The organism is Agrobacterium sp. P15N1-A (assembly GCF_044626815.1).
In the GTDB taxonomy this organism is placed as follows: Bacteria; Pseudomonadota; Alphaproteobacteria; order Rhizobiales; family Rhizobiaceae; genus Agrobacterium; species Agrobacterium leguminum.
Genome location: NZ_JBIUPF010000001.1, coordinates 1,526,163 through 1,552,410 on the forward strand (window position 1 = coordinate 1,526,163; position 26,248 = coordinate 1,552,410).

General features: G+C 60.2%; 22 protein-coding genes. 14 read left to right on the top strand and 8 right to left on the bottom strand.

Going from position 1 to position 26,248, the window contains the following annotated elements; genetic code table 11:
• The first annotated feature begins 12 nt into the window (after nt 1–12).
• Together recR and ACIK7D_RS07695 are read left to right on the top strand one after the other, a co-directional pair.
• A complete protein-coding gene (gene recR / locus ACIK7D_RS07690) occupies nt 13–618 on the top strand; it encodes a recombination mediator RecR (protein WP_003507177.1) in 606 nt (201 codons plus the stop codon).
• 37 nt (nt 619–655) lie between these two features.
• The gene (locus ACIK7D_RS07695; RefSeq protein ID WP_127756641.1) at nt 656–1,921 is read left to right on the top strand and encodes a lytic murein transglycosylase; all 1,266 of its coding nucleotides are present in this window, start codon (nt 656–658) and stop codon (nt 1,919–1,921) included.
• A gap of 164 nt (nt 1,922–2,085) precedes the next feature.
• On the opposite strand, the gene ACIK7D_RS07700 is transcribed toward ACIK7D_RS07695, so the two are convergent.
• A complete protein-coding gene (locus ACIK7D_RS07700) occupies nt 2,086–3,714 on the bottom strand; it encodes an MFS transporter (protein WP_400155985.1) in 1,629 nt (542 codons plus the stop codon).
• A 286-nt stretch (nt 3,715–4,000) separates the two neighbouring features.
• On the opposite strand from ACIK7D_RS07700, the gene rimP reads away from it, so the two are divergent.
• From rimP to ACIK7D_RS07745, 9 genes are all read left to right on the top strand, one after another.
• Nucleotides 4,001–4,597 (top strand): ribosome maturation factor RimP, encoded by a 597-nt coding sequence (gene rimP, locus ACIK7D_RS07705; RefSeq protein WP_400155986.1) that lies wholly within the window; start codon nt 4,001–4,003, stop codon nt 4,595–4,597.
• A gap of 64 nt (nt 4,598–4,661) precedes the next feature.
• On the top strand, nt 4,662–6,278 hold the full coding sequence (nusA, locus tag ACIK7D_RS07710; RefSeq protein ID WP_127756640.1) for a transcription termination factor NusA: 1,617 nt from the start codon (nt 4,662–4,664) through the stop codon (nt 6,276–6,278).
• Nucleotides 6,275–6,976: an RNA-binding protein gene (locus tag ACIK7D_RS07715; RefSeq protein WP_080818445.1), complete on the top strand. Its 702-nt coding sequence runs from the start codon at nt 6,275–6,277 to the stop codon at nt 6,974–6,976. Before nusA ends, ACIK7D_RS07715 begins: the two co-directional genes overlap by 4 nt.
• Nucleotides 6,977–7,078: 102 nt before the next feature.
• Nucleotides 7,079–9,817: a translation initiation factor IF-2 gene (gene infB / locus ACIK7D_RS07720; protein WP_400155987.1), complete on the top strand. Its 2,739-nt coding sequence runs from the start codon at nt 7,079–7,081 to the stop codon at nt 9,815–9,817.
• Nucleotides 9,818–9,950: 133 nt separating this feature from the next.
• Nucleotides 9,951–10,367, top strand: a complete 417-nt coding sequence (gene rbfA, locus ACIK7D_RS07725) for a 30S ribosome-binding factor RbfA (protein ID WP_004439055.1) — start codon at nt 9,951–9,953, stop codon at nt 10,365–10,367.
• Nucleotides 10,368–10,370: 3 nt separating this feature from the next.
• The gene (truB, locus tag ACIK7D_RS07730; RefSeq protein ID WP_400155988.1) at nt 10,371–11,318 is read left to right on the top strand and encodes a tRNA pseudouridine(55) synthase TruB; all 948 of its coding nucleotides are present in this window, start codon (nt 10,371–10,373) and stop codon (nt 11,316–11,318) included.
• A 163-nt stretch (nt 11,319–11,481) separates the two neighbouring features.
• Entirely contained in the window at nt 11,482–11,751 is a 270-nt protein-coding gene (gene rpsO / locus ACIK7D_RS07735; protein WP_003492949.1) for a 30S ribosomal protein S15, read from the top strand.
• Between the two features lie 275 nt (nt 11,752–12,026).
• Complete coding sequence (pnp, locus tag ACIK7D_RS07740; protein ID WP_065656375.1) at nt 12,027–14,174, top strand: polyribonucleotide nucleotidyltransferase; 2,148 nt, start codon at nt 12,027–12,029, stop codon at nt 14,172–14,174.
• A 75-nt stretch (nt 14,175–14,249) separates the two neighbouring features.
• A complete protein-coding gene (locus ACIK7D_RS07745) occupies nt 14,250–15,266 on the top strand; it encodes a class I SAM-dependent methyltransferase (RefSeq protein ID WP_400155989.1) in 1,017 nt (338 codons plus the stop codon).
• 17 nt (nt 15,267–15,283) lie between these two features.
• Here ACIK7D_RS07745 and ACIK7D_RS07750 read toward each other — a convergent pair whose 3' ends face one another.
• The gene (locus tag ACIK7D_RS07750) at nt 15,284–16,228 is read right to left on the bottom strand and encodes an AEC family transporter (protein ID WP_080818459.1); all 945 of its coding nucleotides are present in this window, start codon (nt 16,226–16,228) and stop codon (nt 15,284–15,286) included.
• A gap of 478 nt (nt 16,229–16,706) precedes the next feature.
• Between ACIK7D_RS07750 and ACIK7D_RS07755 the strand changes: the two genes are divergently transcribed.
• Complete coding sequence (locus ACIK7D_RS07755) at nt 16,707–17,699, top strand: adenosine kinase (RefSeq protein ID WP_080818462.1); 993 nt, start codon at nt 16,707–16,709, stop codon at nt 17,697–17,699.
• On the opposite strand, the gene ACIK7D_RS07760 is transcribed toward ACIK7D_RS07755, so the two are convergent.
• On the bottom strand, nt 17,692–18,225 hold the full coding sequence (locus ACIK7D_RS07760; RefSeq protein ID WP_026363850.1) for an SH3 domain-containing protein: 534 nt from the start codon (nt 18,223–18,225) through the stop codon (nt 17,692–17,694). The two genes, ACIK7D_RS07755 and ACIK7D_RS07760, sit on opposite strands and share 8 nt — an antisense overlap.
• Before the next feature lie 180 nt (nt 18,226–18,405).
• Here ACIK7D_RS07760 and ACIK7D_RS07765 point away from each other — a divergent pair, with 180 nt between their 5' ends.
• The gene (locus tag ACIK7D_RS07765; protein WP_080818465.1) at nt 18,406–19,410 is read left to right on the top strand and encodes a D-glycerate dehydrogenase; all 1,005 of its coding nucleotides are present in this window, start codon (nt 18,406–18,408) and stop codon (nt 19,408–19,410) included.
• A gap of 6 nt (nt 19,411–19,416) precedes the next feature.
• On the opposite strand, the gene ACIK7D_RS07770 is transcribed toward ACIK7D_RS07765, so the two are convergent.
• From ACIK7D_RS07770 to recF, 3 genes are read right to left on the bottom strand one after another with little or no spacing between them, the layout of a single operon-like run.
• Nucleotides 19,417–19,893 carry a GNAT family N-acetyltransferase gene (locus ACIK7D_RS07770; RefSeq protein ID WP_400155990.1) on the bottom strand — a complete coding sequence of 159 codons (477 nt, stop codon included), beginning with the start codon at nt 19,891–19,893 and terminating at the stop codon, nt 19,417–19,419.
• Nucleotides 19,890–20,657: a molybdopterin-synthase adenylyltransferase MoeB gene (locus ACIK7D_RS07775; RefSeq protein ID WP_400155991.1), complete on the bottom strand. Its 768-nt coding sequence runs from the start codon at nt 20,655–20,657 to the stop codon at nt 19,890–19,892. The genes ACIK7D_RS07770 and ACIK7D_RS07775 overlap by 4 nt, the downstream gene beginning before the upstream one ends.
• 22 nt (nt 20,658–20,679) lie before the next feature.
• Nucleotides 20,680–21,807, bottom strand: coding sequence for a DNA replication/repair protein RecF (recF, locus tag ACIK7D_RS07780; protein WP_059758899.1), 1,128 nt, complete (start codon nt 21,805–21,807; stop codon nt 20,680–20,682).
• A gap of 153 nt (nt 21,808–21,960) precedes the next feature.
• Here recF and ACIK7D_RS07785 point away from each other — a divergent pair, with 153 nt between their 5' ends.
• Nucleotides 21,961–23,064: an alpha/beta hydrolase gene (locus ACIK7D_RS07785; protein ID WP_080818474.1), complete on the top strand. Its 1,104-nt coding sequence runs from the start codon at nt 21,961–21,963 to the stop codon at nt 23,062–23,064.
• Between the two features lie 30 nt (nt 23,065–23,094).
• Here the strand turns inward: ACIK7D_RS07785 and nrdF are convergent, their stop codons facing one another.
• The gene (gene nrdF, locus ACIK7D_RS07790) at nt 23,095–24,069 is read right to left on the bottom strand and encodes a class 1b ribonucleoside-diphosphate reductase subunit beta (protein WP_059758892.1); all 975 of its coding nucleotides are present in this window, start codon (nt 24,067–24,069) and stop codon (nt 23,095–23,097) included.
• A 16-nt stretch (nt 24,070–24,085) separates the two neighbouring features.
• On the bottom strand, nt 24,086–26,248 hold the full coding sequence (gene nrdE / locus ACIK7D_RS07795; protein WP_400156023.1) for a class 1b ribonucleoside-diphosphate reductase subunit alpha: 2,163 nt from the start codon (nt 26,246–26,248) through the stop codon (nt 24,086–24,088).

Genomic DNA, 26,248 nt, shown 5'->3' on the forward strand with positions numbered 1-26,248 from the left:
TAGAAAGCGCTCATGGCAAAACGAGTCACCGGTCCTGAAATTGAAAAACTGATCCAGCTTCTGGCAAAAGTGCCGGGGCTTGGCCCCCGCTCGGCGCGGCGGGCGGCGTTGCATCTCATCAAGAAGAAGGAACAGCTTCTCGGGCCGCTGGGCCATGCCATGGGCGAGGCCTATGACAAGGTGAAGATTTGCTCCTGCTGCGGCAATGTCGATACGATCGACCCCTGCACCGTCTGCGCCGACGACCGGCGCGACCAGTCGGTCATCATCGTGGTGGAGGACGTGTCAGATCTCTGGGCGCTGGAGCGGACGGGTGCGATGAATACCGCCTATCACGTTCTGGGCGGCACGCTTTCGCCGCTCGACGGCGTCGGGCCGGAGGATTTGAATATCAAGGGCCTGATCGACCGTGTCAGCGCCGGCGGCATTCGCGAGCTTATCATCGCCGTCAATGCGACGGTGGAGGGGCAGGCAACCGCCCACTACATTACCGACCGCCTTTCCGGTCTGGACATCAAGATCACCCGGCTTGCACATGGCGTGCCGGTGGGCGGTGAGCTCGATTATCTCGACGAAGGCACATTGACGGCGGCGCTTCGGGCGCGCACGACGATCTGAAGTCACCCTCCCTCCCGTCATTCAAAGAGGAGACCGAATGCGAAACCATTTTGCCCCGAAGGCACTGGCTGCACTTCTTTCCGTTTTTTCAGCAACGACGGCCCTGGCGCAGTCGGCACCGACAGGAGCAGCGGCAGCCCGATATGACGCTGAATTTAATGCCTGGCTGAAAAAGGAAATCTGGCCGGAAGCCCGCAAGGCCGGCATTTCGCAAAAGACGCTTGAAGCTACGCTCAGTGGTCTCTCCATCAGCTGGAACCTGCCCGATCTCGTCATTCCCGGCCAGAAGCCGCCAAAGGAGCAGAGCCAGAGTCAGGCGGAATTTTCCTCGCCCGGCGCCTATTTCTCAGAAAAGCGGCTGCAGGGGCTTGCCGGCACCGGCCGTTCGCTTGCAGCCACCCATGCGGCGACGCTGCGCAGGATCGAGGCGAAATACGGCGTGCCCGGTGATATCGTCGTTGCGATATGGGGCCGCGAATCCGGTTTCGGCCGGGCAAAACTGCCACATTCCGTGGTCGATGTACTGGCCACGAAAGCCTATATGTCCACCCGCAAGGAGATGTTCCGCGCCGAGCTGATCGATGCGCTGAAGATCGTAGAAAGCGGTGATATCGCAGCCTCGCGCATGATGGGCTCCTGGGCCGGCGCGCTCGGCCAGCCGCAATTCATGCCATCGAGCTATCTCAAATATGCCGTGGATTTCGATGGCGACGGCCATCGCGATATCTGGAATTCCGTGCCGGACGCGCTGGCATCCATAGCGAACTATCTTTCCCAGCGCGGCTGGCAGAGAAATCGCGACTGGGGTTTCGAAGTGTCGATCCCCGCCAATGTTTCCTGCGCGCAGGAAGGCCCCGACCTTGCCCGGCCGGTGGCCGACTGGGCGAAGATGGGCATCACCCGCATTTCCGGAAAAGCCTTCCCGTCCAATGACCTATCCGCCGATGGCATGATGCTGGTGCCGGCCGGGCGGCACGGGCCGGAATTCGTGGTGACGCCGAATTTTTACGTCATCAAGGAATATAATAATTCCGATCTCTACGCGCTATTCATCGGCAATCTCGCCGACCGCATCGCCCATGGGGCGGGCCCGTTCAAGGGTGAATGGGGCAATGTCGGATCGATGCTGCGCTCGGATGTTCTCACCATGCAGAAGGCGCTGGTGGCCAAGGGTTACGATGTCGGCAAGGCGGACGGGCTGGCGGGTTTCAAGACGCGTCGCTCACTCGGCGATTGGCAGGCTAAAAACGGCTTGGCCCCAACGTGTTTTCCAGACGCCACGCTGAAGACGAAGCTGAAGTAGCGTTGCTGGCAACGTGTGAAAACCTCTCCTCCGTCATGCTCGGGCCTGTCCCGAGCATCTGCAACCGATTGATTTAACGATAGGTGCTTGGATCCTCGGGACAGGCCCGAGGATGACGGGGGAGTGTGTGGGAGGGGCATCGCCACTCACTTAACCATCGTCTCTCAATGCTGATCCGTATGGGGCTTATGAAAGATATCGTCGGTCGGCGGAATGGTCTGCCGCTCGATCATCCGGTGCACGCGCGGCCGTGTCTTGCCGCGGTGAAGCTCGAGCAGCCGGTCCCAGGCCTCCGCATCCGCCTGGGTGCGGCGGTGGTTGTGGCGGACATATTCCACCCAGGTCGGCACATGGTAGCTTTCGGTCCAGATGTCGGGGTTTTCCAGATCGCGCATCAGGTTCCAGTTGCGGGCTCCATCCCGGATGCGGATACGGCGGCGCTCGGCCATCAGCGGCAGGAATTCGCCCAGATCCTCGTCATGGATTTCATAGTCGATCAGAATGGCGATAGGGCCGCTGCGCGGCTTGATATCCAGCCTCAGCGGCGGCTCCACGAAACGGTTGAGCGGATCGAGATTGAGCGAAGCAAAAGCCGGCATGGCGAGCTTGAGACCGACGACGACGCCAAGCAGCATCAACGCGCACGAACAGAGCAGCGAATAGGAAATGCCGTAATCTTCCGCCAGCTCGCCCCACAGCCAGCTGCCGACCGCAATGCCGCCGAAGGTGAGCGTCTGGTAAAGCGAGAGCGCCCGGCCAACCACCCAGCGCGGAGTGGAGAGCTGGACGATGGTGTTGAAGAGCGATAGCGCCAGAACCCAGCAGGCGCCGGCAACGGTCAGAACCAGCGAGGTAATGATCGCACTCGTGCTCACCGCCGTTACGCCAGCGCTGAAGGCGAAGCCTAGAAATGCGACGCGCACGATCCATTCGCTGGACAGCACCTCGCGCAATCTCGCGCTGATCAGCGCACCGCCAATCGCGCCGACGCCGAAGGCACCCAGCATGACGCCATAGGTCAGAGGGCCGCCCTCCACCAGATCGCGGGCGACGATGGGCATCAAAGCGAGGATGGCGCTGGCGGAAAGGCCGAAAAGGAAGCCGCGCACCAGCACCTTGCCGATATTGGGCGACATCGCCACATAACGCATGCCGGCCGAAATGGCGGCCAGAAGCTGCTCGCGTGGCAGGGTGGAGGCATATTGGGGCGGCTGCCAGCGAAACAGGGCGTAGATCAGCGTGAAATAGCTCAGCGCATTCACGAAAAACGCGGCAGCGGCGCCGGCGGCGGCGACGATGATACCGCCGATGGCCGGGCCGACGCTGCGGGTGATGTTAAAGCCGACGCTGTTCAACGTCACGGCGGCCGGCAAATCCTCGCGCGGCACCATTTCGCCGACGGAGGCCTGCCAGGACGGATTGTTGAGCGCGGTGCCGCAGCCGATCATGAAGGTGAAGAAGAGCAGAAGCCACGGCGTGAGCCAGCCGGACCAGGCAAAGACCGTCAGCAGCACGGAGGCCGTCAGCATCAGAAGCTGCGCCGAAATCATGATGCGGCGGCGGTCGAAACTATCGGCCAGCGCCCCTGAAATCAGCGAGAACAGCATGATCGGCAAAGAGGTGGAGGCCTGTACAAGCGCGATCATGTTTTCCGAACTCGAGAGCGAGGTCATCATCCACGCGGCGCCCACCGCCTGGATCAGTCCGCCGAAATTCGAGGCAAGGCTGGCGATCCAGATTCGTCTGTAAGTCAAATGCCTTAAAGGCGCGAGTGGCGATTTACGGTCAGGCACGCTCTGTCCACTTGATGCAACTGCGATTTGTCAAACGGCAACTATAGACAGTGCCGGCAATCATGCCAGCCCTTCCGACATGGTAAGGGTGAAAATGTGGCCGAGCCGTCACTGAAACGCAGACGCCCGCGAAAACCTTGCAATCCTGCCCCGATGGGTCTATATGACCCCTGAAATTCTTGATCGCTTGATGAAGAGTGGGGCCGCAAGGCTCCGCTCTTTTTCGTTAGGCGAACCGGAAACCACGGGCAGAAGGCCCGGTGAACATCAAAGACCGGAAGGCCAGATGGCAGACACCGCACATGAACCGCGACTGATAACTGAAACGGGCATCGACCAGCGTATTGCCGAGATCATCGAGCCTGTTTTGACGGGCATGGGATATCTGCTGGTGCGCGTGCGGCTCTCCAACCAGAACGGCATGACGCTTCAGATCATGGCCGAGCGCGAAGACGGCACCATGACCGTCGAGGACTGCGAAGCCGTCTCCATGGCGATTTCACCGGTTCTTGATGTGGAAGATCCGGTCGATAAAGCGTATCATCTCGAAGTTTCCTCGCCCGGCATCGACCGGCCGATGGTTCGCAAATCGGATTTCACCCGCTGGCAGGGTCATCTGGTGAAGGTCGAAACCTCCATTCTGGTCGAGAACCGCAAGCGGTTTCGCGGCAAGATCGTCGAGGTCGATGCGGACGGCTTCAAGCTGGAACGCGACCAGATCGCCTATGGCGAGGAACCGACAGTCATCATTCCGTTCAGCGCGCTTTCGGATGCGAAGCTCATTCTGACGGACGATCTCATTCGTGATGCGCTGCGGGCAGACAAGGCGGCCAAGGCCGCCGCCGCAAACCAGAACGACGAAAACGAAGCAGACGAAGACTAATTCCAACGTAAAGCCCGGAAACAAGGGCGAACCCCGCAATCATGCGACTTACGGAGATAGAAAAATGGCAGTGAGTGCTAACCGGCTTGAGCTTCTGCAGATCGCCGATGCTGTGGCGCGCGAAAAGGTCATCGACCGCGAAATCGTGCTTGCCGCAATGGCCGACGCTATCCAGAAAGCCGCCCGCTCGCGCTATGGTTCGGAAACCAACATCCGCGCCGACATCAACTCCAAGACCGGCGAAATCCGCCTGCAGCGTCTTCTGGAAGTTGTCGAGGCCGCCGAGGATTATTCGACCCAGATCCCGCTTGAGCTGGCCCGCGACCGCAACCCGGACGCCAAGCTCGGCGATTTCATCGCCGATCCGCTGCCGCCGATGGATTTCGGCCGTATCGCCGCACAGTCCGCCAAGCAGGTCATCGTGCAGAAGGTGCGCGAAGCCGAGCGTGACCGCCAGTATGACGAGTTCAAGGACCGCATCGGCGAAATCGTCAACGGCACCGTCAAGCGCGTCGAATATGGCAATGTCATTGTCGATCTCGGCCGTGGCGAAGGCATCATCCGTCGTGACGAGATGATTCCGCGGGAAAACATGCGTTACGGCGACCGTGTGCGTGCTTACGTCTACGACGTTCGCCGCGAACAGCGCGGCCCGCAGATTTTCCTGTCGCGTACCCATCCGCAATTCATGGTGAAGCTCTTCACCATGGAAGTACCTGAGATTTACGACGGCATCATCCAGATCAAGTCGGTTGCCCGTGACCCCGGTTCGCGCGCCAAGATCGCCGTTATCTCGAACGACTCGTCGATTGATCCGGTCGGCGCCTGCGTCGGTATGCGCGGCTCTCGCGTTCAGGCCGTCGTCGGCGAACTTCAGGGCGAGAAGATCGACATCATTCCGTGGAGCCAGGAACCGGCTTCCTTCATCGTCAACGCCCTGCAGCCGGCGGAAGTCGCCAAGGTCGTTCTGGATGAAGAATCCGAGCGCATCGAAGTTGTTGTTCCCGACGAGCAGCTGTCGCTCGCCATCGGTCGTCGCGGCCAGAACGTGCGTCTGGCATCGCAGCTGACCGGCTGGGACATCGACATCATGACCGAGCAGGAGGAATCCGAGCGTCGCCAGAAGGAATTCAACGAGCGCACGGCACTCTTCATGGAAGCCCTCGACGTCGACGAGATGGTCGGTCAGGTTCTGGCCTCCGAAGGCTTCGCCCAGGTCGAAGAATTGGCCTATGTCGATCTCGACGAAATTTCCTCGATCGATGGTTTCGATGAAGACACCGCCGATGAAATCCAGACCCGCGCCCGCGAATATCTGGAACGCCTGGAAGCCGAAATGGACGCCAAGCGCAAGGAACTCGGCGTTGCCGACGAGTTGCGCCAGATCGACGGCCTGACCTCGCAGATGATGGTGGCGCTGGGCGAAGACGGCATCAAGACCATCGAGGACTTTGCCGGTTGTGCGGCGGACGATCTGGTCGGCTGGAGCGAGCGCAAGGACGGCGAGACAAAGAAGTTCGAAGGCATCTTCTCCAAGCTCGACGTTTCGCGCGTCGAGGCCGAGAACATGGTGGTGCAGGCTCGCCTTCTGGCAGGCTGGATCACCGCCGAAGAGCTCGCTTCCGCAGAGGAAGCCGATGCGGAAGCTGCCGAGGAGGCGGATACCGCCGAGCAGGAATGATATCGCAGGCGCATGAGCCGGATGAGCTGCCCGAGACGGATGACGACGGGCGGATCAAGGGCGACGTCAATGGACGTATGTGCATTGTGACACGGCAGAGTGGATCGCCCGATGAGCTGATCCGCTTCGTCGCAGGACCGGATGGCAACGTCGTGCCGGACCTGAAACGCCAATTGCCGGGGCGCGGCTGCTGGGTGACACCCGAGCGCGCCCTGATCGAGAAGGCCATCGCGAAGAAGCTCTTCGCGCGGGCACTCAAACGCGACGTCAAGGCCGGGCCGGAGCTTCTTGCTCTTCTCGACCGGCTGATGGCGCAGCAGCTTGCAGGGATGATGAACATGGCGCGCAAGGCGGGCCAGTTCATCAGCGGCGCGACGAAGGTCGATGCCGCCGTCCGGTCCGGGAATGCGATTGCCGTGTTCCATGCAACCGATGCTGCGGCAGACGGCGTGAGGAAACTGGACCAGGCCCGCAAGGCCTGGGCGCTCGGCAGCGATGCCGGCAATGAAATTCCGTCCTTCCGGCTCTTCAGTGGGGCCGAAATGGACGAGTTGATGGGCCAGAATGCTTTTATCCATGCCTGCGCGCTTGCAGGGCAGGCGGGTGAGGGTGTAGTGAAGCGCGCAACGATGCTTGAGCGGTACCGCCTTGGCGGCCAACCTCAGGCGGAACGCGACGCTGCCCGGACAGAACAATGACGCGGTCGACTGAAATGTACGGTCGCCGCGTTCCGATGCAGCAATTGAACGACGAGACCTGATGAACGTCATCCGGTTCTCGTCCGAAGGAACGGGAACGGAATGACCGACAACAACGACGACAAGACACTTAACGCACAGCCCAAGAAGACTCTCACCCTCAAGCCGGGCGGGATGAATCAGGGCACCGTGCGGCAGGATATGGGTCGAGGTCGCACGAACGCGGTTGTCGTGGAAACACGCAAGCGCCGCCCCCTGCGTCCGGAAGACGAGAAGCAGGTTCATTCGACCGCAGCGCCCGCTCCGAAGCCGGCCGCCCCTGCCCCCGCGGCAGCACCGCGTCCGCAGGCGCCGCAGCAGCGCATCCACCAGCCCAGCGGCCAGCAGCAGCGTCCGGGTTCCTCCCAGCCGCAGCAGCGTCCCGGCTCGTCCGCACCGCAGCAGCGCCAGCCAGAGCGTCCGCGCGGCAACGTCCTGCACGATCTGTCCGCAGGCGAGATGGAAGCCCGCCGCCGCGCGCTGATGGAAGCACAGGCTCGTGACGTGATCGAAGCCAAGCAGCGTGCCGAAGATGAAGCGCGCCGCAAGGTGGAGGAAGAACTCCGCATCGCCGCCGAAAAGGAAGAGGCTGCACGCCGTGCCGCCGAGGAAGCCGCAGCCGCCAAGGTGGCGGCAAGCCAGCCGGCCGTGGAAGCGAAATCCGAACAGGCCGCTGAAAAGCCGGCTGTCGCCGCTCAGCCGGCGCCGCGCTCGGAGGCTCGTCCTCAGCCCGCCGCTGCTGCGCCTGGTCGCGCAGCCCCGGAAACCGCTGCTCCGCGCGGACGCCGTACCGATGGCGACGATGAGGACGATCGCGGTGCACGCCGTGGTAACCTGCCGGTTCGTGGCAAGGTAGCCGCGCCTGCGCCTGCGAAGCCCGCAGCCCGCCTGAAGACGGAAGAAGAACGCCGTCGCGGCAAGCTGACCGTCACCTCGTCCAACCTGGATGAAGACGGCACGCCGCGTGGCCGCTCCATGGCATCCATGCGCCGCCGCCAGGAAAAATTCCGCCGCAGCCAGATGCAGGAGACCCGTGAAAAGGTCATGCGCGAAGTGATCCTGCCGGAAACCATCACCATTCAGGAACTGTCGCAGCGCATGTCCGAACGCGCCGTCGACGTCATCAAGTTCCTGATGAAGGAAGGCCAGATGATGAAGCCGGGCGACGTGATCGACGCCGATCTGGCGGAACTGATCGCGGTCGAATTCGGCCACACCGTCAAGCGCGTTTCCGAATCCGACGTGGAAGAAGGCATCTTCAACCAGGCGGATGACGAAGGCGAAATGCTGCCGCGTCCGCCGGTTGTCACGATCATGGGTCACGTCGACCACGGCAAGACCTCGCTGCTCGACGCCATTCGCCAGGCGAATGTGGTTGCAGGCGAAGCCGGTGGCATCACCCAGCATATCGGTGCCTATCAGGTCGAAAAGAACGGCCAGAAGATCACCTTCATCGACACCCCCGGCCACGCCGCCTTCACGGCCATGCGTGCCCGTGGTGCGCAGGCGACGGATATCGCCGTTCTGGTGGTCGCCGCTGACGACAGCGTGATGCCGCAGACGATCGAGTCCATCAACCATGCCAAGGCAGCCGGTGTTCCGATCGTCGTTGCGATCAACAAGATCGACAAGCACGAAGCAAACCCTGAAAAGGTTCGCCAGCAGCTCTTGCAGCACGAAGTCTTCGTGGAATCGATGGGCGGTGAAGTTCTTGACGTGGAAGTCTCCGCCAAGAAACAGCTTGGCCTCGACAAACTGCTTGAAGCGATCCTGCTGCAGGCTGAAATTCTCGACCTCAAGGCAGATCCGAACCGGACCGCAGAAGGTACCGTCATCGAAGCGGAACTCGACCGCGGCCGCGGTGCCGTCGCTACAGTTCTCGTGCAGAAGGGTACGCTGAAGCCTGGTCAGATCATCGTGGCTGGCGACCAGTGGGGCCGCGTTCGCGCTCTCGTCAACGACAAGGGTGAACACGTCAAGGAAGCCGGTCCGGCCATGCCTGTCGAGATTCTCGGTCTTTCCGGCACGCCATCTGCCGGTGACCGTTTCGCGGTTGTCGAAAACGAAAGCCGTGCTCGCGAGATTTCCGAGTACCGCCAGCGCCTGGCACGCGACAAGGCTGTCGCCCGTCAGACGGGCCAGCGCGGTTCGCTGGAACAGATGATGAGCCAGCTGCAGACTTCGGGAATGAAGGAATTCCCGCTGGTCATCAAGGCAGACGTGCAGGGTTCGGTCGAAGCCATCATCGCTTCGCTCGACAAGCTCGGCACCGACGAAGTCCGCGCTCGTATCGTTCACTCGGGCGCTGGCGCCATCACGGAATCGGATATCTCGCTTGCCGAGGCATCCAACGCCGCGATCATCGGCTTCAACGTTCGTGCCAACGCACAGGCACGTACGGCTTCCGAACGCGCCGGCATCGAGATCCGCTACTACAACATCATCTACGATCTGGTGGATGACGTGAAGGCAGCGATGTCGGGCCTGCTTTCGCCGGAGCGTCGCGAGACCTTCCTCGGCAACGCGGAAATCCTCGAAGTGTTCAATATCACCAAGGTCGGCAAGGTCGCGGGTTGCCGCGTCGTCGAAGGCAAGGTGGAACGTGGTGCAGGCGTGCGTCTGGTTCGCGACAACGTCGTCATCCACGAAGGCAAGCTCAAGACCCTCAAGCGCTTCAAGGACGAAGTGGCAGAAGTGCCGGTCGGTCAGGAATGCGGTATGGCCTTCGAGAACTACGAAGACATCCGCGCCGGCGACACCATCGAGTGCTTCCGCGTCGAACACATCACGAGAACGCTCTAAAGCATTTCCAGGAAAAGTGGACCCCGGTTTTCCGTCCGGAAATGCGATAGAACAAAGAGCGTTCTCGCCGCAAAACAGGACTTTACTGTCGGGCGCCGGCTTACCGGCGCTCGCTCCGTTTGAGGCATAACCCATGGCAAAAGCAACATCATCGGCCCCTTCGCAACGCATGCTGCGTGTTGGCGAACAGGTGCGCGCCGCACTGACCCAGATTCTCCAGCGCGGTGAAGTCCGCGACGACCTGATCGAAAGCACCGTCATTTCCATTTCGGAAGTGCGCATGTCGCCCGATCTCAAGATCGCTACCGCTTACGTGACGCCGCTTGGCGTTGCCGACCACACCGACATCATCACCGCGCTCAACCGCCATGCCAAATTCATGCGCGGCCGTCTCGGACCCCAGCTTCGGCAGATGAAATACATGCCGGAACTGCGCTTCCGCGACGATACGAGTTTCGACAACTACCAGAAGATCGACGCGCTTCTGCGCTCGCCCGAAGTGCAGCGCGATCTTGGACCTTCGAACGAAAAAGACGACGAACAGAACTGAAGCATGTCCAAACCACGCAAACAGCAGAACCGCAAACCCAAAGGCCGCCCGATTTCCGGCTGGCTCATTCTCGACAAGCCGCTGGATTTCGGCTCGACCGAGGCCGTTTCCAAGATCAAGTGGCTGTTCAACGCCCAGAAGGCGGGCCATGCCGGCACGCTCGATCCGCTCGCTTCCGGCATGCTGCCGATCGCGCTCGGCGATGCCACCAAGACCGTGCCCTATGTCATGGACGGCCGGAAGATTTATGAATTCACTGTCACCTGGGGCGAACAGCGCACGACAGACGATCTCGAGGGTGAGGTGGTCGAGTCCTCCGATCAACGCCCGGACGAGCAGTCGATCCGCGATCTTCTGCCCGCCTACACTGGTGTGATCCTTCAGACGCCGCCGCAATTCTCAGCCATCAAGATCGCCGGCGAACGCGCCTATGATCTGGCGCGTGACGGCGAGACGGTGGAAATTCCCGCGCGCGAGGTGGAAATTCATCGCCTGACATTGCTGGCCTGCCCGGATGCCGATACGGCCCATTTCGAGGTGGAATGCGGCAAGGGCACCTATGTGCGGGCGCTGGCGCGCGACATGGGCCGCGATCTCGGCTGTTTCGGCCATATTTCGGAACTGCGCCGCACCATGGTCGCCCCGTTTGGCGAAGACATGATGGTGCCGCTCGAAACCTTGACGGCACTGGAGGCCGTGGAGGATCGCGACGAACGGCTGGAGGCGCTGGACGCCTTCCTGATCGATACCGCCGAGGCGCTCTCCGCCCTTCCCCGCCTCATCATCAACGACGATCAGGCGCACAGGCTGAAGATGGGCAACCCCATCCTGCTTCGTGGGCGCGATGCACCGGCCAACCATCCGGAAGCCTATGCCACCGCGCATGGCAAGCTCGTCGCCATTGGCGAAATCGGCGAAGGCGAATTCCGGCCGAAGCGTGTTTTCGGCTAAGTCAAGGCTCAAGAGGCGCTGTCAATCGCCTCTTTCAATTGCACCCGGAATAGTTTATAGGCAGCGCCAGCTTGGGCTTTGCCTATGCTGCTGAATGGCCAGAGCTGGACGACATCCCGGCTTTAGGCGTCCCATTTTTCCTTAAAACAGAAAGGATCGTCCGATGTCGATTACTGCAGAGCGCAAAGCCGCCCTCATCAAGGAATATGCCACGAAGGAAGGCGACACCGGTTCGCCGGAAGTTCAGGTTGCTATCCTGACCGAGCGGATCAACAACCTGACCGGTCACTTCAAGGACCACAAGAAGGACAACCACTCCCGTCGTGGCCTTCTGACGCTGGTTTCGAGCCGTCGTTCGCTTCTCGACTATCTGAAGAAGAAGGACGAAGCCCGTTACTCCAAGCTGATCGGTGCTCTCGGCATTCGCCGCTAATAACTTCTCCGGCGGGTTTCTCAACGATGCCCGCCGGTTTTTATATCCGGCCTTTGAGGCCACAGAAATTTCCGGGCGTTCGCCGCAGATGTGGCCCGGACGATAAGGGTGACCCGGATGGGCCGGTGCCGCCTTTTTCAACCGCAGACCTGTCATGGGGCAGGATTGCCGGATGCTTCTTTGGGAAGCTTCCCGCTGTCTTGCCCGTGATTGAGTCACAGCGCTGCTTCCGCCGGTACGACGCCGGAGCGGGCAGCCACAACCAAGGACAAGATATGTTCAATCAACACTCCGTGGAAATCGAATGGGCAGGCCGCCCGCTGAAGCTCGAGACCGGCAAGGTTGCCCGTCAGGCTGACGGCGCCGTCATCGCAACCTACGGCGAGACGATGGTTCTCGCGACCGTGGTTTCCGCAAAGTCTCCGAAGCCGGGCCAGGACTTCTTCCCGCTGACCGTCAACTATCAGGAAAAGACCTACGCAGCCGGCAAGATTCCCGGCGGCTACTTCAAGCGCGAAGGCCGTCCGAGCGAAAACGAAACGCTGGTTTCGCGTCTGATCGACCGTCCGATCCGCCCGCTTTTCCCGGAAGGCTACAAGAACGACACGCAGGTCGTCGTCACCGTCATCCAGCACGATCTGGAAAACAACCCGGACGTCCTGTCGATGGTTGCGGCTTCCGCAGCGCTTACGCTCTCTGGCGTTCCCTTCATGGGCCCGGTTGGCGGCGCGCGCGTTGGCTACATCAACGGTGAGTATGTTCTTAACCCGCATCTGGACGAAATGGACGAGTCTGTTCTCGACCTAGTCGTTGCCGGTACGCAGGACGCTGTTTTGATGGTTGAGTCCGAGGCCAAGGAACTCAACGAAGAAATCATGCTGGGTGCCGTCATGTTCGGCCACCGCGGCTTCCAGCCGGTTATCGACGCAATCATCAAGCTCGCCGAAGTTGCCGCCAAGGAACCGCGCGAATTCGAACCGGAAGATTTCTCCGCTCTCGAAAACGAAATGCTGGCGCTCGCCGAAGCGGAACTGCGCGATGCCTACAAGATCACCGAAAAGGCAGCCCGCTACGCTGCCGTCGACGCCGTGAAGGCGAAGGTCAAGGCGCACTTCCTGCCGGAAGAAGGCGAAGCCAAGTATACGCCGGAAGAAATCGGCGCTGTCTTCAAGCACCTTCAGGCGAAAATCGTTCGCTGGAACGTTCTCGACACCAAGAGCCGTATCGATGGCCGCGACCTGTCGACCGTTCGTCCGATCATCTCGGAAGTCGGCCTGCTGCCGCGCACCCACGGTTCGGCGCTGTTCACCCGCGGCGAAACCCAGGCGATCGTTGTTGCGACCCTCGGCACCGGCGAAGACGAGCAGTATGTCGACAGCCTCACCGGCATGTACAAGGAACGCTTCCTGCTGCATTACAACTTCCCGCCCTACTCGGTCGGTGAAACAGGCCGCATGGGTTCCCCGGGCCGTCGCGAAATCGGTCACGGCAAGCTCGCATGGCGCGCTATTCGCCCGATGCTGCCGACTGCGGAACAGTTCCCCTACACGCTGCGCGTCGTTTCCGAAATCACCGAGTCCAACGGCTCCTCGTCGATGGCAACCGTTTGCGGCACCTCGCTCGCACTGATGGATGCCGGCGTTCCGCTGGCCAAGCCGGTTGCCGGTATCGCCATGGGCCTCATCCTCGAAGGCGAGCGCTTTGCGGTTCTCTCCGATATTCTTGGTGACGAAGACCACCTCGGCGACATGGACTTCAAGGTTGCGGGTACGGCCGACGGCATCACCTCGCTGCAGATGGACATCAAGATCGCCGGTATCACCGAAGAGATCATGAAGATCGCTCTGGAGCAGGCACAGGGTGGCCGCAAGCACATTCTCGGCGAAATGGCCAATGCCATCACCGAGAGCCGCAGCCAGCTCGGCGAATTCGCGCCGCGCATCGAAGTGATGAACATTCCGGTCGACAAGATCCGTGAAGTCATCGGCTCCGGCGGCAAGGTCATTCGCGAAATCGTCGAAAAGACCGGCGCGAAGATCAACATCGAAGACGACGGCACCGTAAAGATCGCTTCTTCTTCCGGCAAGGAAATCGAAGCGGCCCGCAAGTGGATCCACTCCATCGTTGCGGAACCGGAAGTCGGCCAGATTTACGAAGGCACGGTTGTGAAGACCGCTGACTTCGGCGCTTTCGTCAACTTCTTCGGCGCCCGTGACGGCCTCGTCCACATCTCGCAGCTCGCTTCCGAGCGTGTCGCCAAGACCTCTGACGTCGTCAAGGAAGGCGACAAGGTCTGGGTGAAGCTGATGGGCTTCGACGAGCGCGGCAAGGTTCGCCTGTCCATGAAGGTTGTCGACCAGGCAACCGGCAAGGAAGTCGCTGCCGACAAGAAGAAGGAAGACGGCGAAGCCGCTGCCGAATAAGGCCGCGCTGCCAGACCCTATCGAGGCGCGGGTTTTGCCCGCGCCTTTTTTCTATTCCATCCTGAGGATGCTCCCATGAGCCGTGACGCCGTGAAAACCCTTTTCCATCCCTTTGCCTCTGACATGCTTGCCATGCCGAAAGAGGGCGAACGCGTTCTGTTTCTGGGAGCGGAAGCCGGTCCCCGGCTGGATGGTTTTGACGCGGAGATCGTCGCGGTTCAGCATCTAAGGCCGCTTTATCGTGCTCTGCAGGCTCACAGCGCAGAGGTGACACCGGATATTTCGGGTGAGAATTACGATGCCGCGCTGCTGCTCTGCGGCAAACATCGCGGCGAGAATGAAAACCGTGTCGCCGAAACGCTTTCGCGTGTGAAGGCCGGTGGCCTGATCGTCGCGGCCGGATCGAAGGAAGACGGCATCGTGACGCTGCGCAAGACGCTGGCAAAGCTTGGCATCGAAGCGGAATCCACGCCGAAGTATCACGGCGTCGCTCTCTGGTTCAAACGGCCGGACGATGTTGCATCTGCCGTGGCGAAACTTGCCCAGAAGCCCGTTACGGTCGAAGGCCGCTTCACCGCCCTGCCCGGCATGTTCTCCCATGACCGCGTGGATGACGGATCAGAACTGCTCGCATCGCGCCTGCCCACAGATTTTGACGGCAATGCCGCCGATTTCGGCGCCGGTTGGGGTTATCTCTCCGTCATGCTGGCCGAGAAATCGCCGCGCACGGCCCGTATCGATCTGTTCGAGGCGGACTGGAATGCGCTGGAATTCGCCAAGACCAATCTTCTCGAAAACAATCCACGATTGACGGCGCGCTTCTTCTGGCAGGATCTGGCAAACGAGCCGCCGAAGGAGAAATACGACCTCATCATCATGAACCCGCCTTTCCATGCGGCGGGACAGGCAGCAGAGCCTGCCCTCGGTCAGGCCTTCATCAAGGCTGCCGCCGGCGCGCTGCGCAGCGGCGGCAAGCTGCTGATGGTCGCCAATCGCGGCATGCCCTATGAGCCGGTGCTCGCGGCGGAATTCCGCACCAGCACTGAGGTGTGCCGGAATGCCCGCTTCAAGATTCTGAGCGCCCAGAAATAATCAACGCAGCAGAATAATCAGCTCAACAGCCATGCCCACAGCGACACGGAAAGAACGCCGGTCGCGGTGGAAATGCTGATGGTGGAAGCGGCAACGCTGTGGCCGATGCCGAAGCGGTTGGCGATCAGCCATGCATTCACCCCCGTCGGCACCGAGGAGGTGAGCACGAGTGCTGCGGTCCATTCCCGGCTTAGACCGAGCGCGTGACCCATTGCCCACACACAGGCGGGCAGCAGCAGCAGCTTGAACACCGTCATGGTGACGGCAATGCCCATGTTGCCCCGGATGGTATATTTCGTCAGCGCCATGCCGAGCGAAATAAGCGCCGCCGGCCCCGCCATGGAGGCGATCTGGTCGACCACGGTTTTCAGAATGGGCGTCAGCGCTACGCCGGAAACATTGGTCGAAAGCCCGATGACAAGGCCGATCACCAACGGATTGGTGATGAGATTGCGGCCCACCTGCTTGAACACCGCAGCCATGCTTCGCTTTTCCCCGCCGACCGCCTTGTGCGTGGCGTTTTCCATCAGGATCGTGCCGGCGATCATCATCACCGGCAAGTGGATGGCCAGCAGAATGGAAAGAGCCACCAGCCCCTCATCCCCGACAGAGCGCCCGACCAGCGGCAGGCCGATGAAGATATTGTTCGCAAATGCCGAGGAAATGCCGGCAATGACGGCGATGCGGACATCCTGCTTGAAAACATGACGGGTGACGATATGCCCGACCGTCCAGGTGACGGCCACGCCGGCGAAATAGGTGATCCACAGACGGAACGGCGACGCACCGTGAAAATTCGCTTCCGCAAGCGTGCGGAAGATCAAGGTCGGCACGGCGATCTTGAACACAAAATCGCTGAGAATATCGCCGGCATCGGCCCTGAACAGACCGGCCTTGACGGTGAGCCAACCGATCAGGATGAGAATGAAAATCGGGGCGACATTCGCGGCAACGGCAGACATGGAGGGAAAGCTTTCGCGGCTTTTGCGGGAGATACTCCGCTTTAGAGCCTTTTCCACGGGAATGGAATCGCGAAAACGCTCCCACTCTTTGTTTTCGCCAAATGGGGCGTCCAAGAAGGAAAAAGCCAGTGAGCCGCTTCGGGTAGAAAACTCGCCTTGGCCTGCAAAATCCGCAAGGCCGAACGTTACCCAAAAAGAAAAAGCGGGGTCTCCCCCGCCTTTTATGTCCGTTATATGCCGCCAGTACATCCGTGGCGGAGATAACGGTTGAGCCAGAAGACCATCATGTCTTCCATTCGGGTATGCATTCACACACCTTTGCTCTGACAAATGAAATAGCTTAACCACATTACAGGCAGATGACGCGTTTCGCTCCTCGCGGAGAACCGCATATTTTCTGTTTGGGCTTTTCTTGCCGCCAGAAATGTTTAAGACCTTTCGAAAAATACGCACACCCCGTGCGAAACGGATAGGGCCTATGACGAAATTCGACGTACTGACTGTCGGCAATGCCATCGTCGACATCATTTCCCGCTGCGATGATCGCTTTCTCAACGACAATGCCATTACGAAAGGCGCGATGAACCTCATCGACGCGGAACGGGCCGAGTTGCTTTACTCGCTGATGGGACCGGCTCTCGAAGCCTCCGGCGGCAGCGCTGGCAACACGGCGGCGGGTGTGGCGAATTTCGGCGGCAAGGCCGCCTATTTCGGCAAGGTGGCCGAAGACCAGCTCGGCGAAATCTTCCAGCACGATATTCGCGCGCAGGGCGTCTATTTCGAAACCAAGCCGGAAGGCACGTTCCCGCCGACCGCGCGTTCGATGATCTTCGTAACTGAAGATGGCGAGCGTTCGATGAACACCTATCTCGGCGCCTGCGTCGATCTCGGTCCTGAAGACGTGGAAGAAGACGTGGTTGCGGATACGAAAGTCACCTACTTCGAGGGTTACCTTTGGGACCCGCCGCGCGCCAAGGACGCCATTCGCGAATGCGCCCGCATTGCCCATGAAAACGGCCGCGAAGTCTCCATGACGCTTTCCGACAGCTTCTGCGTCGGCCGCTATCGCGACGAATTCCTCGACCTGATGCGTTCCGGTACTGTGGACATTGTTTTCGCCAACAAGCAGGAAGCGCTTTCGCTTTACGAAACCGACGATTTCGAGCTTGCGCTGACCAAAATCGCCGCCGACTGCAAGATCGCAGCGGTGACGATGAGCGAGGAAGGCGCCGTCATCCTGCGCGGCACGGAACGTGTGAAGGTCGAAGCCTATCCGGTGCATGACGTGGTCGACACGACGGGCGCCGGCGATCTTTTCGCCGCCGGCTTCCTGTTCGGTTATACGCAGGACCGGTCGCTCGAAGATTGCGGCAAGCTCGGCTGCCTTGCGGCTGCCGCCGTCATTCAGCAGGTCGGGCCGCGCCCGATGTCATCGCTCAAGGCACTTGGCGAGAAGCACGGCCTTATTTAAAGGCTTCGCCGGGGTAAGCACCCCAGATTTCGCCCTGCGAAACCCAGCCCGAGGCCTGGCCGGCCTCGGCGCGGCACCAGTCGCCATTGCATTCGCCGATCCTGAAGACGACGCCCGGCTCAAGCCGCGCAACGACAGAAGCGCCCGACTGCGCCTCGCGGCGCATGTTCACATAAACTTCCTTGCCCTTGCCACGCATCCACGGAGCCGCAACGGCCGTGCGCTCACCGGAAAGCAGAGCCTGGTTGACCCAGCCTTCCGTCCCGTCAGCATCGCGGATGCGCCGCCAGTTTTCATATTCCTGAATGATTTCCACCGGCATTCCCGATTTCAGATACATCCATGACACGGCATAATCCGTGCTCGGTCCGATGCGCATGTTGACGCGCTTGGATTTCAGGCTGACAAAACGCGGCAGGGGCAGGCCGCTTGCGCCTTTGGCGGCACCCTGCGCCATGGCGTCGGTTGCCGCACCGAGGAGGCCCAAAGACAATGCAATGCAAACGATAGAAACCACACTGCGCATGCCCATTTCCGTTTCCCGCCTTCTGCAAACCGGATGATATTTAAGGAGGCTCGCTTCCACATGCCTCAAGCTTCAGCGAGTTTTATTTGTCTTCGCCGGTGGGTCTGGTAGAAACGCCCTGATTGAAAGAAATTATCGCTCTTTCTGGTTAATGACTTCTGAACAAGGCAGCGGCAAACGATGACCCACAAGAAGAGACCGACAGTCTATATCACCCGCAAATTGCCTGACGTCGTCGAAACCAGAATGCGCGAACTCTTCGATGCCGAACTGAATATCGACGATACGCCGCGCAGCGAGGCGGAGCTTGTCGCCGCCATGCAAAGGGTGGACGTGCTCGTGCCCACCGTCACCGACCGTATCACCGCCGCGATGATCGAGCAGGCAGGGCCGCAACTGAAGCTGATCGCCAGCTTCTCCAACGGTATCGACCATGTGGATGTGGATGCCGCGGCCCGAAAGGGCATTACCGTCACCAACACGCCAAATGTGCTGACCGAGGACAGCGCCGATATCACCATGGCGCTGGTGCTCGCCGTGCCGCGCCGCATGATCGAAGGCACACGTGTGCTCGCCAATGGCGCGGACGAATGGCTCGGCTGGTCGCCTACCTGGATGCTCGGGCGGCGCATTTCCGGCAAGCGCATCGGCATTGTCGGCATGGGCCGCATCGGAACGGCGGTGGCGCGGCGCGCCAAGGCCTTCGGCCTTTCCATTCATTATCACAACCGCAAACGCGTCAATCCGGCGACGGAAGCGGAGCTTGAGGCGACCTATTGGGACAGCCTCGACCAGATGCTGGCGCGGGTGGATATCGTCTCCGTCAATTGCCCTTCGACGCCCGCAACCTATCACCTGATTTCGGCGCGGCGGCTGGCACTGATGCAGCCGACCAGCTACATCGTGAATACCGCACGCGGCGATATTATCGATGAGGCGGCGATGATCCAGTGCCTGCGCGAAGGCAAGATCGCCGGCGCCGGCCTCGATGTCTATGAGAATGAGCCTGCCGTAAACCCCAAACTCATCAAGCTCGCCAAGGAAGGCAAGGTCGTGCTGCTTCCGCATATGGGCTCTGCGACGATCGAAGGCCGTATCGAGATGGGCGACAAGGTCATCATCAACATCCGCACGCTGTTCGACGGCCACCGTCCGCCGAACCGGGTGCTGCCGGGGCGGAACTGAGCCGGCTCAGCCGAGGAATTTGGTCATTTCGATCGAGGTCGTGCGGTTATAGCCGGCATGGGCGTTTTCGGCGGTCTTGACGAAACCCCAGGCGGCGAATTTGGCATGATTGGCGATAAGCTCGATACGAGTTTCCAGCCGTAGCGCCGGTAACGCCAATTCACGGGCCAGCGCTTCGGCCTGCTCCAGAAGCATCCTGCCGATGCCCTTTCCCTGCGCTTTCGGGGAAACACAGAGTTTGCCTACATAAAGACAGGCCGGCGGCTCCGGCCGGCAAAACAGGCAGCCGACAATCTCATCGCCATCAAGCGCCACGAAAGCGATCTCCACCCTTGCCTTCTCCGCCAGATTTTCAAGCGTCAGGCGATGAGCCGACGACGGCGGATCGATGACGCCATCCATATAGGCGAAGGAGGACATGATAAGTGCCAGCAATTCCTGCCAGCGATTGAATTCTTCCCCGATCTTAGCGATCTCGATCATGGTTTATTCCCAGTTGCCCGCCGCTTGTATCGCACGGTTTCGAAACGGGCCGACAGGGCGTCATAGAGGAGCAGGCGGCCGATCAGCGGCTCGCCGGCACCGGTGATAACCTTGATCGCCTCCATGGCCATAAGCGTGCCGATAACCCCCGTCAGCGCGCCGACAATGCCTGTTTCCGCGCAATTGGGAATGAGGCCCTGCGGCGGCGGTTCCGGAAACAGGTCGCGATAGCCGGGCAGGAGAGCACCCTCGGCATTCGTCTCATAGGGTTTCAGCACCGTCACCGAACCATCGAAACGGCCGACAGCCCCCGTTACCAACGGTCTTTTCGCAGCCTCCGCCGCATTGGCGGCAGTATAACGCGTATCGAAATTGTCCGAGCCGTCGATCAGGAGATCGAAGGATGGCAGATGGTCATACGCCCAGACCTGCGAAAAGCGCTCTTCATAAACAATCGTGCGGACATGCGGATTGAGCCGGGCGATGGCCTTGCGCGCGCTCTCCGTCTTCAGCTCCCCAATCGTACCGGTATCGTGGATCACCTGTCGCTGCAGATTGGACAGCGAAACCACATCGTCATCGATCATGCCGAGCGTGCCGACACCGGCGGCGGCAAGATAATGCAGGACAGGAGCGCCGAGACCGCCGGCCCCGATGACCAGCACACGCGCCGCCTTCAGCCGCTGCTGGCCCACGCCGCCGATTTCCGGCAACAGGATATGGCGCTTGTAGCGTTCGATTTCTTCCGGGCTCAGCGGGTCCATGTCGCCCTCCATCTTTTAGCCGTCATGCCGTGATGCTCCCATGGGAAACATTGAAGAATTGCGCCCTGTCGCCAAGGGCGGAGAACATCGCCGTGTCCGTTCCGGTCATAAAACTCTGGCCGCCAAGCGCATGAATGAGATCGAACAGAGCCGCCCGCCTGCCTTCATCCAGATGGGCGGCGATCTCGTCCAGCAGCAGAACCGGCGCATGGCCAGTCATATTGGCGGTCAGCTGCGCATGCGCAAGCACCAGCCCCACCAGCAGCGCCTTCTGTTCCCCGGTTGAACAGCGTTCGGCCTCCATGTCTTTTTCCGCATGGCGCACGAAGAGATCGACGCGGTGCGGCCCATCCAGTGTGCGGCCGGCAGCGGCGTCACGATACCGGCCATCGCGCAACATAAGCCTGTATTCATCCTCCAGATCGACGGCAGGACGATTGAGCCCATCGTCCATGAAACCGGAGAGCGAAAGCGCCGCCGAGGGAAAAGCGGCATTGCCAGCCCGCCCCTCGATGAGGCTCTTCAAGAGGCCGAGCATCTCGTAACGGGCGACCGCCATGGAGATGCCGAGTTCGGCCATCTGCTTTTCGATGCCGTCCAGCCAGACCGGATCGAAGCGGCCTTCCGAAAGTAGCCGGTTACGGCCGCGCATGGCCTTTTCGAAATCGCTCGCCCGCCTTCCGTGAGCGGGATCGAGCGACAGCACCAGCCGGTCGAGGAAACGCCGGCGGTCCGAGGACGAACCGGTAAAGAGGCCGTCCATCGCGGGCGTCAGCCACAATACCCGCAGATGGTCGGTCAGTTCATCGACGGATTTCACCGGCGTCCCGTTCAGTCTCAAGCGACGCGACACCACCTCGCCATCGCCTTCAATTCCCGTACCGATGGCAACTTCGCCGTCCATGCCCTCGACATCGGCGAAGATCGAGAAACCGGTGGCTTCGGCCCCTACCCGCGTCACATCAGACAGGGTGGCGCGGCGCAGGCCCCTTCCGGGTGAAAGAAAGGAGACGGCCTCCAGGAGATTGGTCTTGCCGGAACCGTTGTCGCCCGTCAGCACCACGTGGCGGTCATCGAGCGTGAGCGCAGCCGCCGCATAATTGCGGAAGTCCGTGAGTTTCAGCCGTAAAAGCGACACCTTGTTCGTCATGTGTACGGCCTAAAACGAAGATCGACGGATAGCAAGGTGGGGAACGTCCGTCCGCACCGGAAGACAGCCGCTACAGTGCAATTCATTCTTCAGTAGCAACTTTTTTAGACGCCGGTTATTTATGAACCGGTCCTCATCATCGGTAGCCCATTCATGCGCCTGATCTTTTCTTTCTTTCTCACTCTCGGTCTTCTCTCCTCCTGCGCAGGCCGACCGGGGGCGGATGTGCTGGAGGCCGTCAACACCAGGACCCGAGACACCAAAATCGTGACCGCCTTCGTGGCGAGCACACGGGAGAAAAACACGGACGCGAAAAAGGGCTTCGGCACGGAGCGGGCAATGGAGCCGAACTACGCCAGTTTCGATATTTCCATTCCGCCCACCCATAAAAGCGGGAAAATCGAATGGGCCAGCGGCAAGCCCGACCCGAAAACGGATTTCGTCGTCACCAGGGCCGATATGCTGACGAAGACGCGCTTCAATGCCGATCTTGGCGACATAGCCCGCTCCGGCAAGCAGATCGCACTTTTTGTACACGGCTATAATTACAGCTATCAGGAAGCCCTGTTCCGCGCGGCGCAGATGGCGGCGGACGCCAATATGAACGGCGTGCCGCTGGTCTTTTCCTGGCCGTCGCAGGCCTCTGTCGCCGGCTATGTGGCCGACAAGGAGTCCGCGACCTTTTCACGCGATGCGCTCGCCGCGATGTTGATCGATCTCACCCGGCAGACCCCGAAGAAAAGCGTCGTCGTGTTCGGGCACAGCATGGGTGGCTGGCTGGTCATGGAGGCGCTGCGGCAATTGCGCTTCCAGGGCAGGAACGATGTCATCGCCAAGCTGCAGGTGGTGCTGGCTGCGCCCGATATCGACGCCGATGTCTTCCGCAAGCAGATCGAGGTTGTCGGCCGGCTCAGCCCTCCGCTCACCGTTCTCGTTTCCAAGGACGACCGTGCGCTCAAAGCCTCCTCCATCCTCGGTGCCGACGTCACCCGTATCGGTGCGCTGGATGTGACCGACCGCCAAGTGCAGGAAGCCGCCCTCAAGGAGGGCGTGCAATTCGTCGACATCTCGAATCTGAAGGCGTCGGACCCGCTCAACCACGACCGCTATGCGGCGCTTGCCTCCATGGTGCCGCAACTTGAGGCAAGCAGACGCGGGGGTGACATCAACAGTGCCGGAGCCTTCGTTTTCGATACGATCGGCGCCACCGTCGCCAGCCCCTTCCGCCTTGCGAGCCAGGTGGTGAACCCGCAATAGCTTTTGCGGGCTCCTGCCGACAAACCGGTTTCAGAAATCCCAGTCCTCATCCTCGGTCGCAACCGCCTTGCCGATGACATAGGAGGAGCCGGAGCCGGAAAAGAAGTCGTGGTTCTCGTCGGCATTAGGCGAGAGCGCCGAGAGGATCGCCGGATTGACCCGGCAGGCCTCGGCCGGAAACAGCGCCTCATAACCCAGATTCATCAGGGCCTTGTTGGCGTTGTAATGCAGGAACTGCTTGACGTCCTCGGTCAGGCCCACGCCGTCATAGAGGTCTTCAGTATATTTCGCTTCGTTGTCATAAAGTTCGAGCAGGAGATCGAAGGCGAAATCCTTGATCTCCTGTCTCTGCGTTTCACCGAGACGCTCCAGCGCCCGCTGGAACTTGTAGCCGATATAATAACCATGCACGGCCTCGTCACGGATGATGAGGCGGATCAAATCCGCCGTGTTGGTGAGCTTGGCGCGGCTTGACCAGAACATCGGCAGGTAGAAGCCGGAATAGAACAGGAAGCTTTCCAGAAACACGCTGGCGATTTTCTTTTTCAGCGGATCACCGCTGTCATACTCCCGCATGATGAGGGCGGATTTGCGCTGCAAAAATTCGTTTTCCTCAGACCAGCGATAGGCGTCGTCAACGTCAGGCGTGAGGCAGAGCGTCGAGAAAATCGATGAATAGGAGCGGGCGTGCACGGCCTCCATGAAGGAGATGTTGGAAAGCACCGCCTCCTCATGCGGGGTGGCCGAATCCGCCATCAGCCGCACGGCGCCGACACCGTTCTGGATGGTGTCGAGCAATGTCAGGCCGGTGAAGACACGGATCGTCAGTTTCTGTTCTTCCGGCTTCAGGGTTCCCCAGGAGGGGATATCGTTGGAGAGCGGCACCTTTTCCGGCAGCCAGAAATTAGAGGTCAGGCGGTTCCAGACTTCGAGGTCCTTGTCGTCCTCGATGCGGTTCCAGTTGACCGCGCGGATGCGGGACGCGGGTTTTACGGCAATGTTCATTGTCTTGTCCCTCAATTCAGAGCGTGCAGGAAACGCAGCCCTGAACCTGCGTGCCTTCCAGCGCCATCTGGCGCAAACGGATGTAATAGATGGTCTTGATGCCCTTCTTCCAGGCGTAGATCTGCGCCCGGTTGATATCGCGCGTCGTTGCCGTATCGCGGAAGAACAGCGTCAGCGACAGGCCCTGGTCGACATGCTGGGTCGCGGCCGCATAGGTGTCTATGATCTTTTCCGGGCCGATCTCGTAGGCATCCTGATAATATTCGAGATTGTCGTTCGAGAGATAGGAAGCCGGGTAATAAACGCGGCCGATCTTGCCCTCTTTGCGGATTTCGATCTTCGAAACGATCGGATGAATGGAGGAGGTGGAGTGGTTGATATAGGAGATCGAACCGGTAGGCGGCACGGCCTGAAGGTTCTGATTATAGAGACCAGACGCCATGACGTCCTTCTTCAAAACCGCCCAGTCCTCCTGAGTCGGAATGGCGATGCCGGCCTTTTCAAACAGCGCCTTCACCTTTTCGGTCGCAGGCAGCCATTCCCGGTCGGTATACTTGTCGAAATATTCGCCGGAAGCGTATTTGGAGTTTTCAAAGCCCTTGAAGCTCTGGCCCCGTTCCACGGCCAGCCGGTTGCTGGCGCGGATGGCATGATAGGTCACGGTGTAGAAATAGATATTGGTGAAATCGACGCCTTCTTCGGAACCGTAAAAGATGCGCTCGCGCGCCAGATAACCGTGCAGGTTCATCTGGCCCAACCCGATGGCGTGGCTGGCATCATTGCCCTTTTCCACCGAAGGAACGGAGGAGATGTGGCTCATGTCCGATACCGCCGTCAGCGCCCGGATGGAGGTCTCGATCGTCTTGCCGAAATCGGCCGAATCCATCGCCGAGGCGATGTTCAGCGAGCCGAGATTGCAGGAAATATCCTTGCCCATATGGCTATAGGACAGATCGGCATTGAACTCGCTCGCTTCGCTGACCTGCAGGATTTCCGAGCAGAGATTGCTCATGCTGATACGGCCGGCAACCGGATTGGCGCGGTTCACCGTATCCTCGAACATGATATAGGGATAACCGCTCTCGAACTGGATTTCGGCGATCACCTGGAAGAATTCGCGCGCCTTGATCTTCTTCTTGCGGATACGGCTATCGGCAACCATTTCCTGGTATTTTTCGGTGACCGAAATTTCGGTCAACGGCACGCCATAGACCCGCTCCACATCATAGGGCGAGAACAGATACATATCCTCGTTGTTGCGGGCGAGCTCGAAGGTGATGTCGGGGATCACCACGCCGAGCGACAGGGTCTTGATGCGGATTTTTTCGTCGGCATTTTCGCGCTTGGTATCTAGGAAGCGCATGATATCCGGGTGGTGGGCATGCAGATAGACCGCGCCCGCACCCTGGCGCGCGCCAAGCTGGTTGGCGTAAGAAAAGCTGTCTTCCAGCAGCTTCATGACGGGAATAACGCCGGACGACTGGTTTTCGATCTGTTTGATCGGCGCTCCGAACTCGCGAATATTGGTCAAGGAGAGCGCCACGCCGCCGCCGCGCTTGGAAAGCTGTAGCGCCGAATTGATCGAGCGGCCGATGCTTTCCATATTGTCTTCCACACGCAGCAGAAAACACGAGACCAGCTCGCCGCGGCTCTTCTTGCCGGCGTTGAGGAAGGTCGGCGTTGCCGGCTGGAAGCGGCCTGAAATAATTTCATCGACCAGATTGCGGGCAAGCTGCTCATCGCCACGCGCCAAAGCCAGTGCCACCATGCAGACGCGATCCTCGTAACGCTCCAGATAACGTTTTCCGTCGAAGGTCTTCAGCGTGTAGGAGGTGTAATATTTGAAGGCGCCGAGAAAGGTCGGGAAGCGGAATTTCCGGGCATAGGCCTCGTCATAGAGATCGCGAACGAAATTGAAGGAGTACTGGTCCAGCACCTCCTGCTCGTAATATCCCTCCGTCACCAGATAATCGAGCTTTTCCCTGAGGTTATGGAAAAAGACGGTATTCTGGTTGACGTGCTGGAGGAAATATTGCCGGGCGGCCAGGCGATCCTTGTCGAGCTGGATCTTCCCGTTCTCGTCGTAAAGGTTCAGCATCGCGTTCAGCGCATGGTAGTCCAGAGCCGCATCGAGCGGTTTCTGGGTTGCGGCTGCCGGCTGTTTGGCGTCCTTGCGCAT

Coding starts and splice junctions, on each gene's coding strand:
- ACIK7D_RS07760 (WP_026363850.1), bottom strand. CDS start 18,225: ATGCGCAGTGTGGTTTCTATCGTTTGCATTGCATTGTCTTTGGGCCTC.
- nrdF (WP_059758892.1), bottom strand. CDS start 24,069: ATGAACATTGCCGTAAAACCCGCGTCCCGCATCCGCGCGGTCAACTGG.
- nusA (WP_127756640.1), top strand. CDS start 4,662: ATGGCAGTGAGTGCTAACCGGCTTGAGCTTCTGCAGATCGCCGATGCT.
- ACIK7D_RS07715 (WP_080818445.1), top strand. CDS start 6,275: ATGATATCGCAGGCGCATGAGCCGGATGAGCTGCCCGAGACGGATGAC.
- ACIK7D_RS07785 (WP_080818474.1), top strand. CDS start 21,961: ATGCGCCTGATCTTTTCTTTCTTTCTCACTCTCGGTCTTCTCTCCTCC.
- ACIK7D_RS07770 (WP_400155990.1), bottom strand. CDS start 19,893: ATGATCGAGATCGCTAAGATCGGGGAAGAATTCAATCGCTGGCAGGAA.
- rimP (WP_400155986.1), top strand. CDS start 4,001: ATGGCAGACACCGCACATGAACCGCGACTGATAACTGAAACGGGCATC.
- infB (WP_400155987.1), top strand. CDS start 7,079: ATGACCGACAACAACGACGACAAGACACTTAACGCACAGCCCAAGAAG.
- pnp (WP_065656375.1), top strand. CDS start 12,027: ATGTTCAATCAACACTCCGTGGAAATCGAATGGGCAGGCCGCCCGCTG.
- ACIK7D_RS07755 (WP_080818462.1), top strand. CDS start 16,707: ATGACGAAATTCGACGTACTGACTGTCGGCAATGCCATCGTCGACATC.
- ACIK7D_RS07745 (WP_400155989.1), top strand. CDS start 14,250: ATGAGCCGTGACGCCGTGAAAACCCTTTTCCATCCCTTTGCCTCTGAC.
- rpsO (WP_003492949.1), top strand. CDS start 11,482: ATGTCGATTACTGCAGAGCGCAAAGCCGCCCTCATCAAGGAATATGCC.
- ACIK7D_RS07775 (WP_400155991.1), bottom strand. CDS start 20,657: ATGGACCCGCTGAGCCCGGAAGAAATCGAACGCTACAAGCGCCATATC.
- truB (WP_400155988.1), top strand. CDS start 10,371: ATGTCCAAACCACGCAAACAGCAGAACCGCAAACCCAAAGGCCGCCCG.
- ACIK7D_RS07695 (WP_127756641.1), top strand. CDS start 656: ATGCGAAACCATTTTGCCCCGAAGGCACTGGCTGCACTTCTTTCCGTT.
- nrdE (WP_400156023.1), bottom strand. CDS start 26,248: ATGCGCAAGGACGCCAAACAGCCGGCAGCCGCAACCCAGAAACCGCTC.
- ACIK7D_RS07750 (WP_080818459.1), bottom strand. CDS start 16,228: ATGTCTGCCGTTGCCGCGAATGTCGCCCCGATTTTCATTCTCATCCTG.
- rbfA (WP_004439055.1), top strand. CDS start 9,951: ATGGCAAAAGCAACATCATCGGCCCCTTCGCAACGCATGCTGCGTGTT.
- recR (WP_003507177.1), top strand. CDS start 13: ATGGCAAAACGAGTCACCGGTCCTGAAATTGAAAAACTGATCCAGCTT.
- recF (WP_059758899.1), bottom strand. CDS start 21,807: ATGACGAACAAGGTGTCGCTTTTACGGCTGAAACTCACGGACTTCCGC.
- ACIK7D_RS07765 (WP_080818465.1), top strand. CDS start 18,406: ATGACCCACAAGAAGAGACCGACAGTCTATATCACCCGCAAATTGCCT.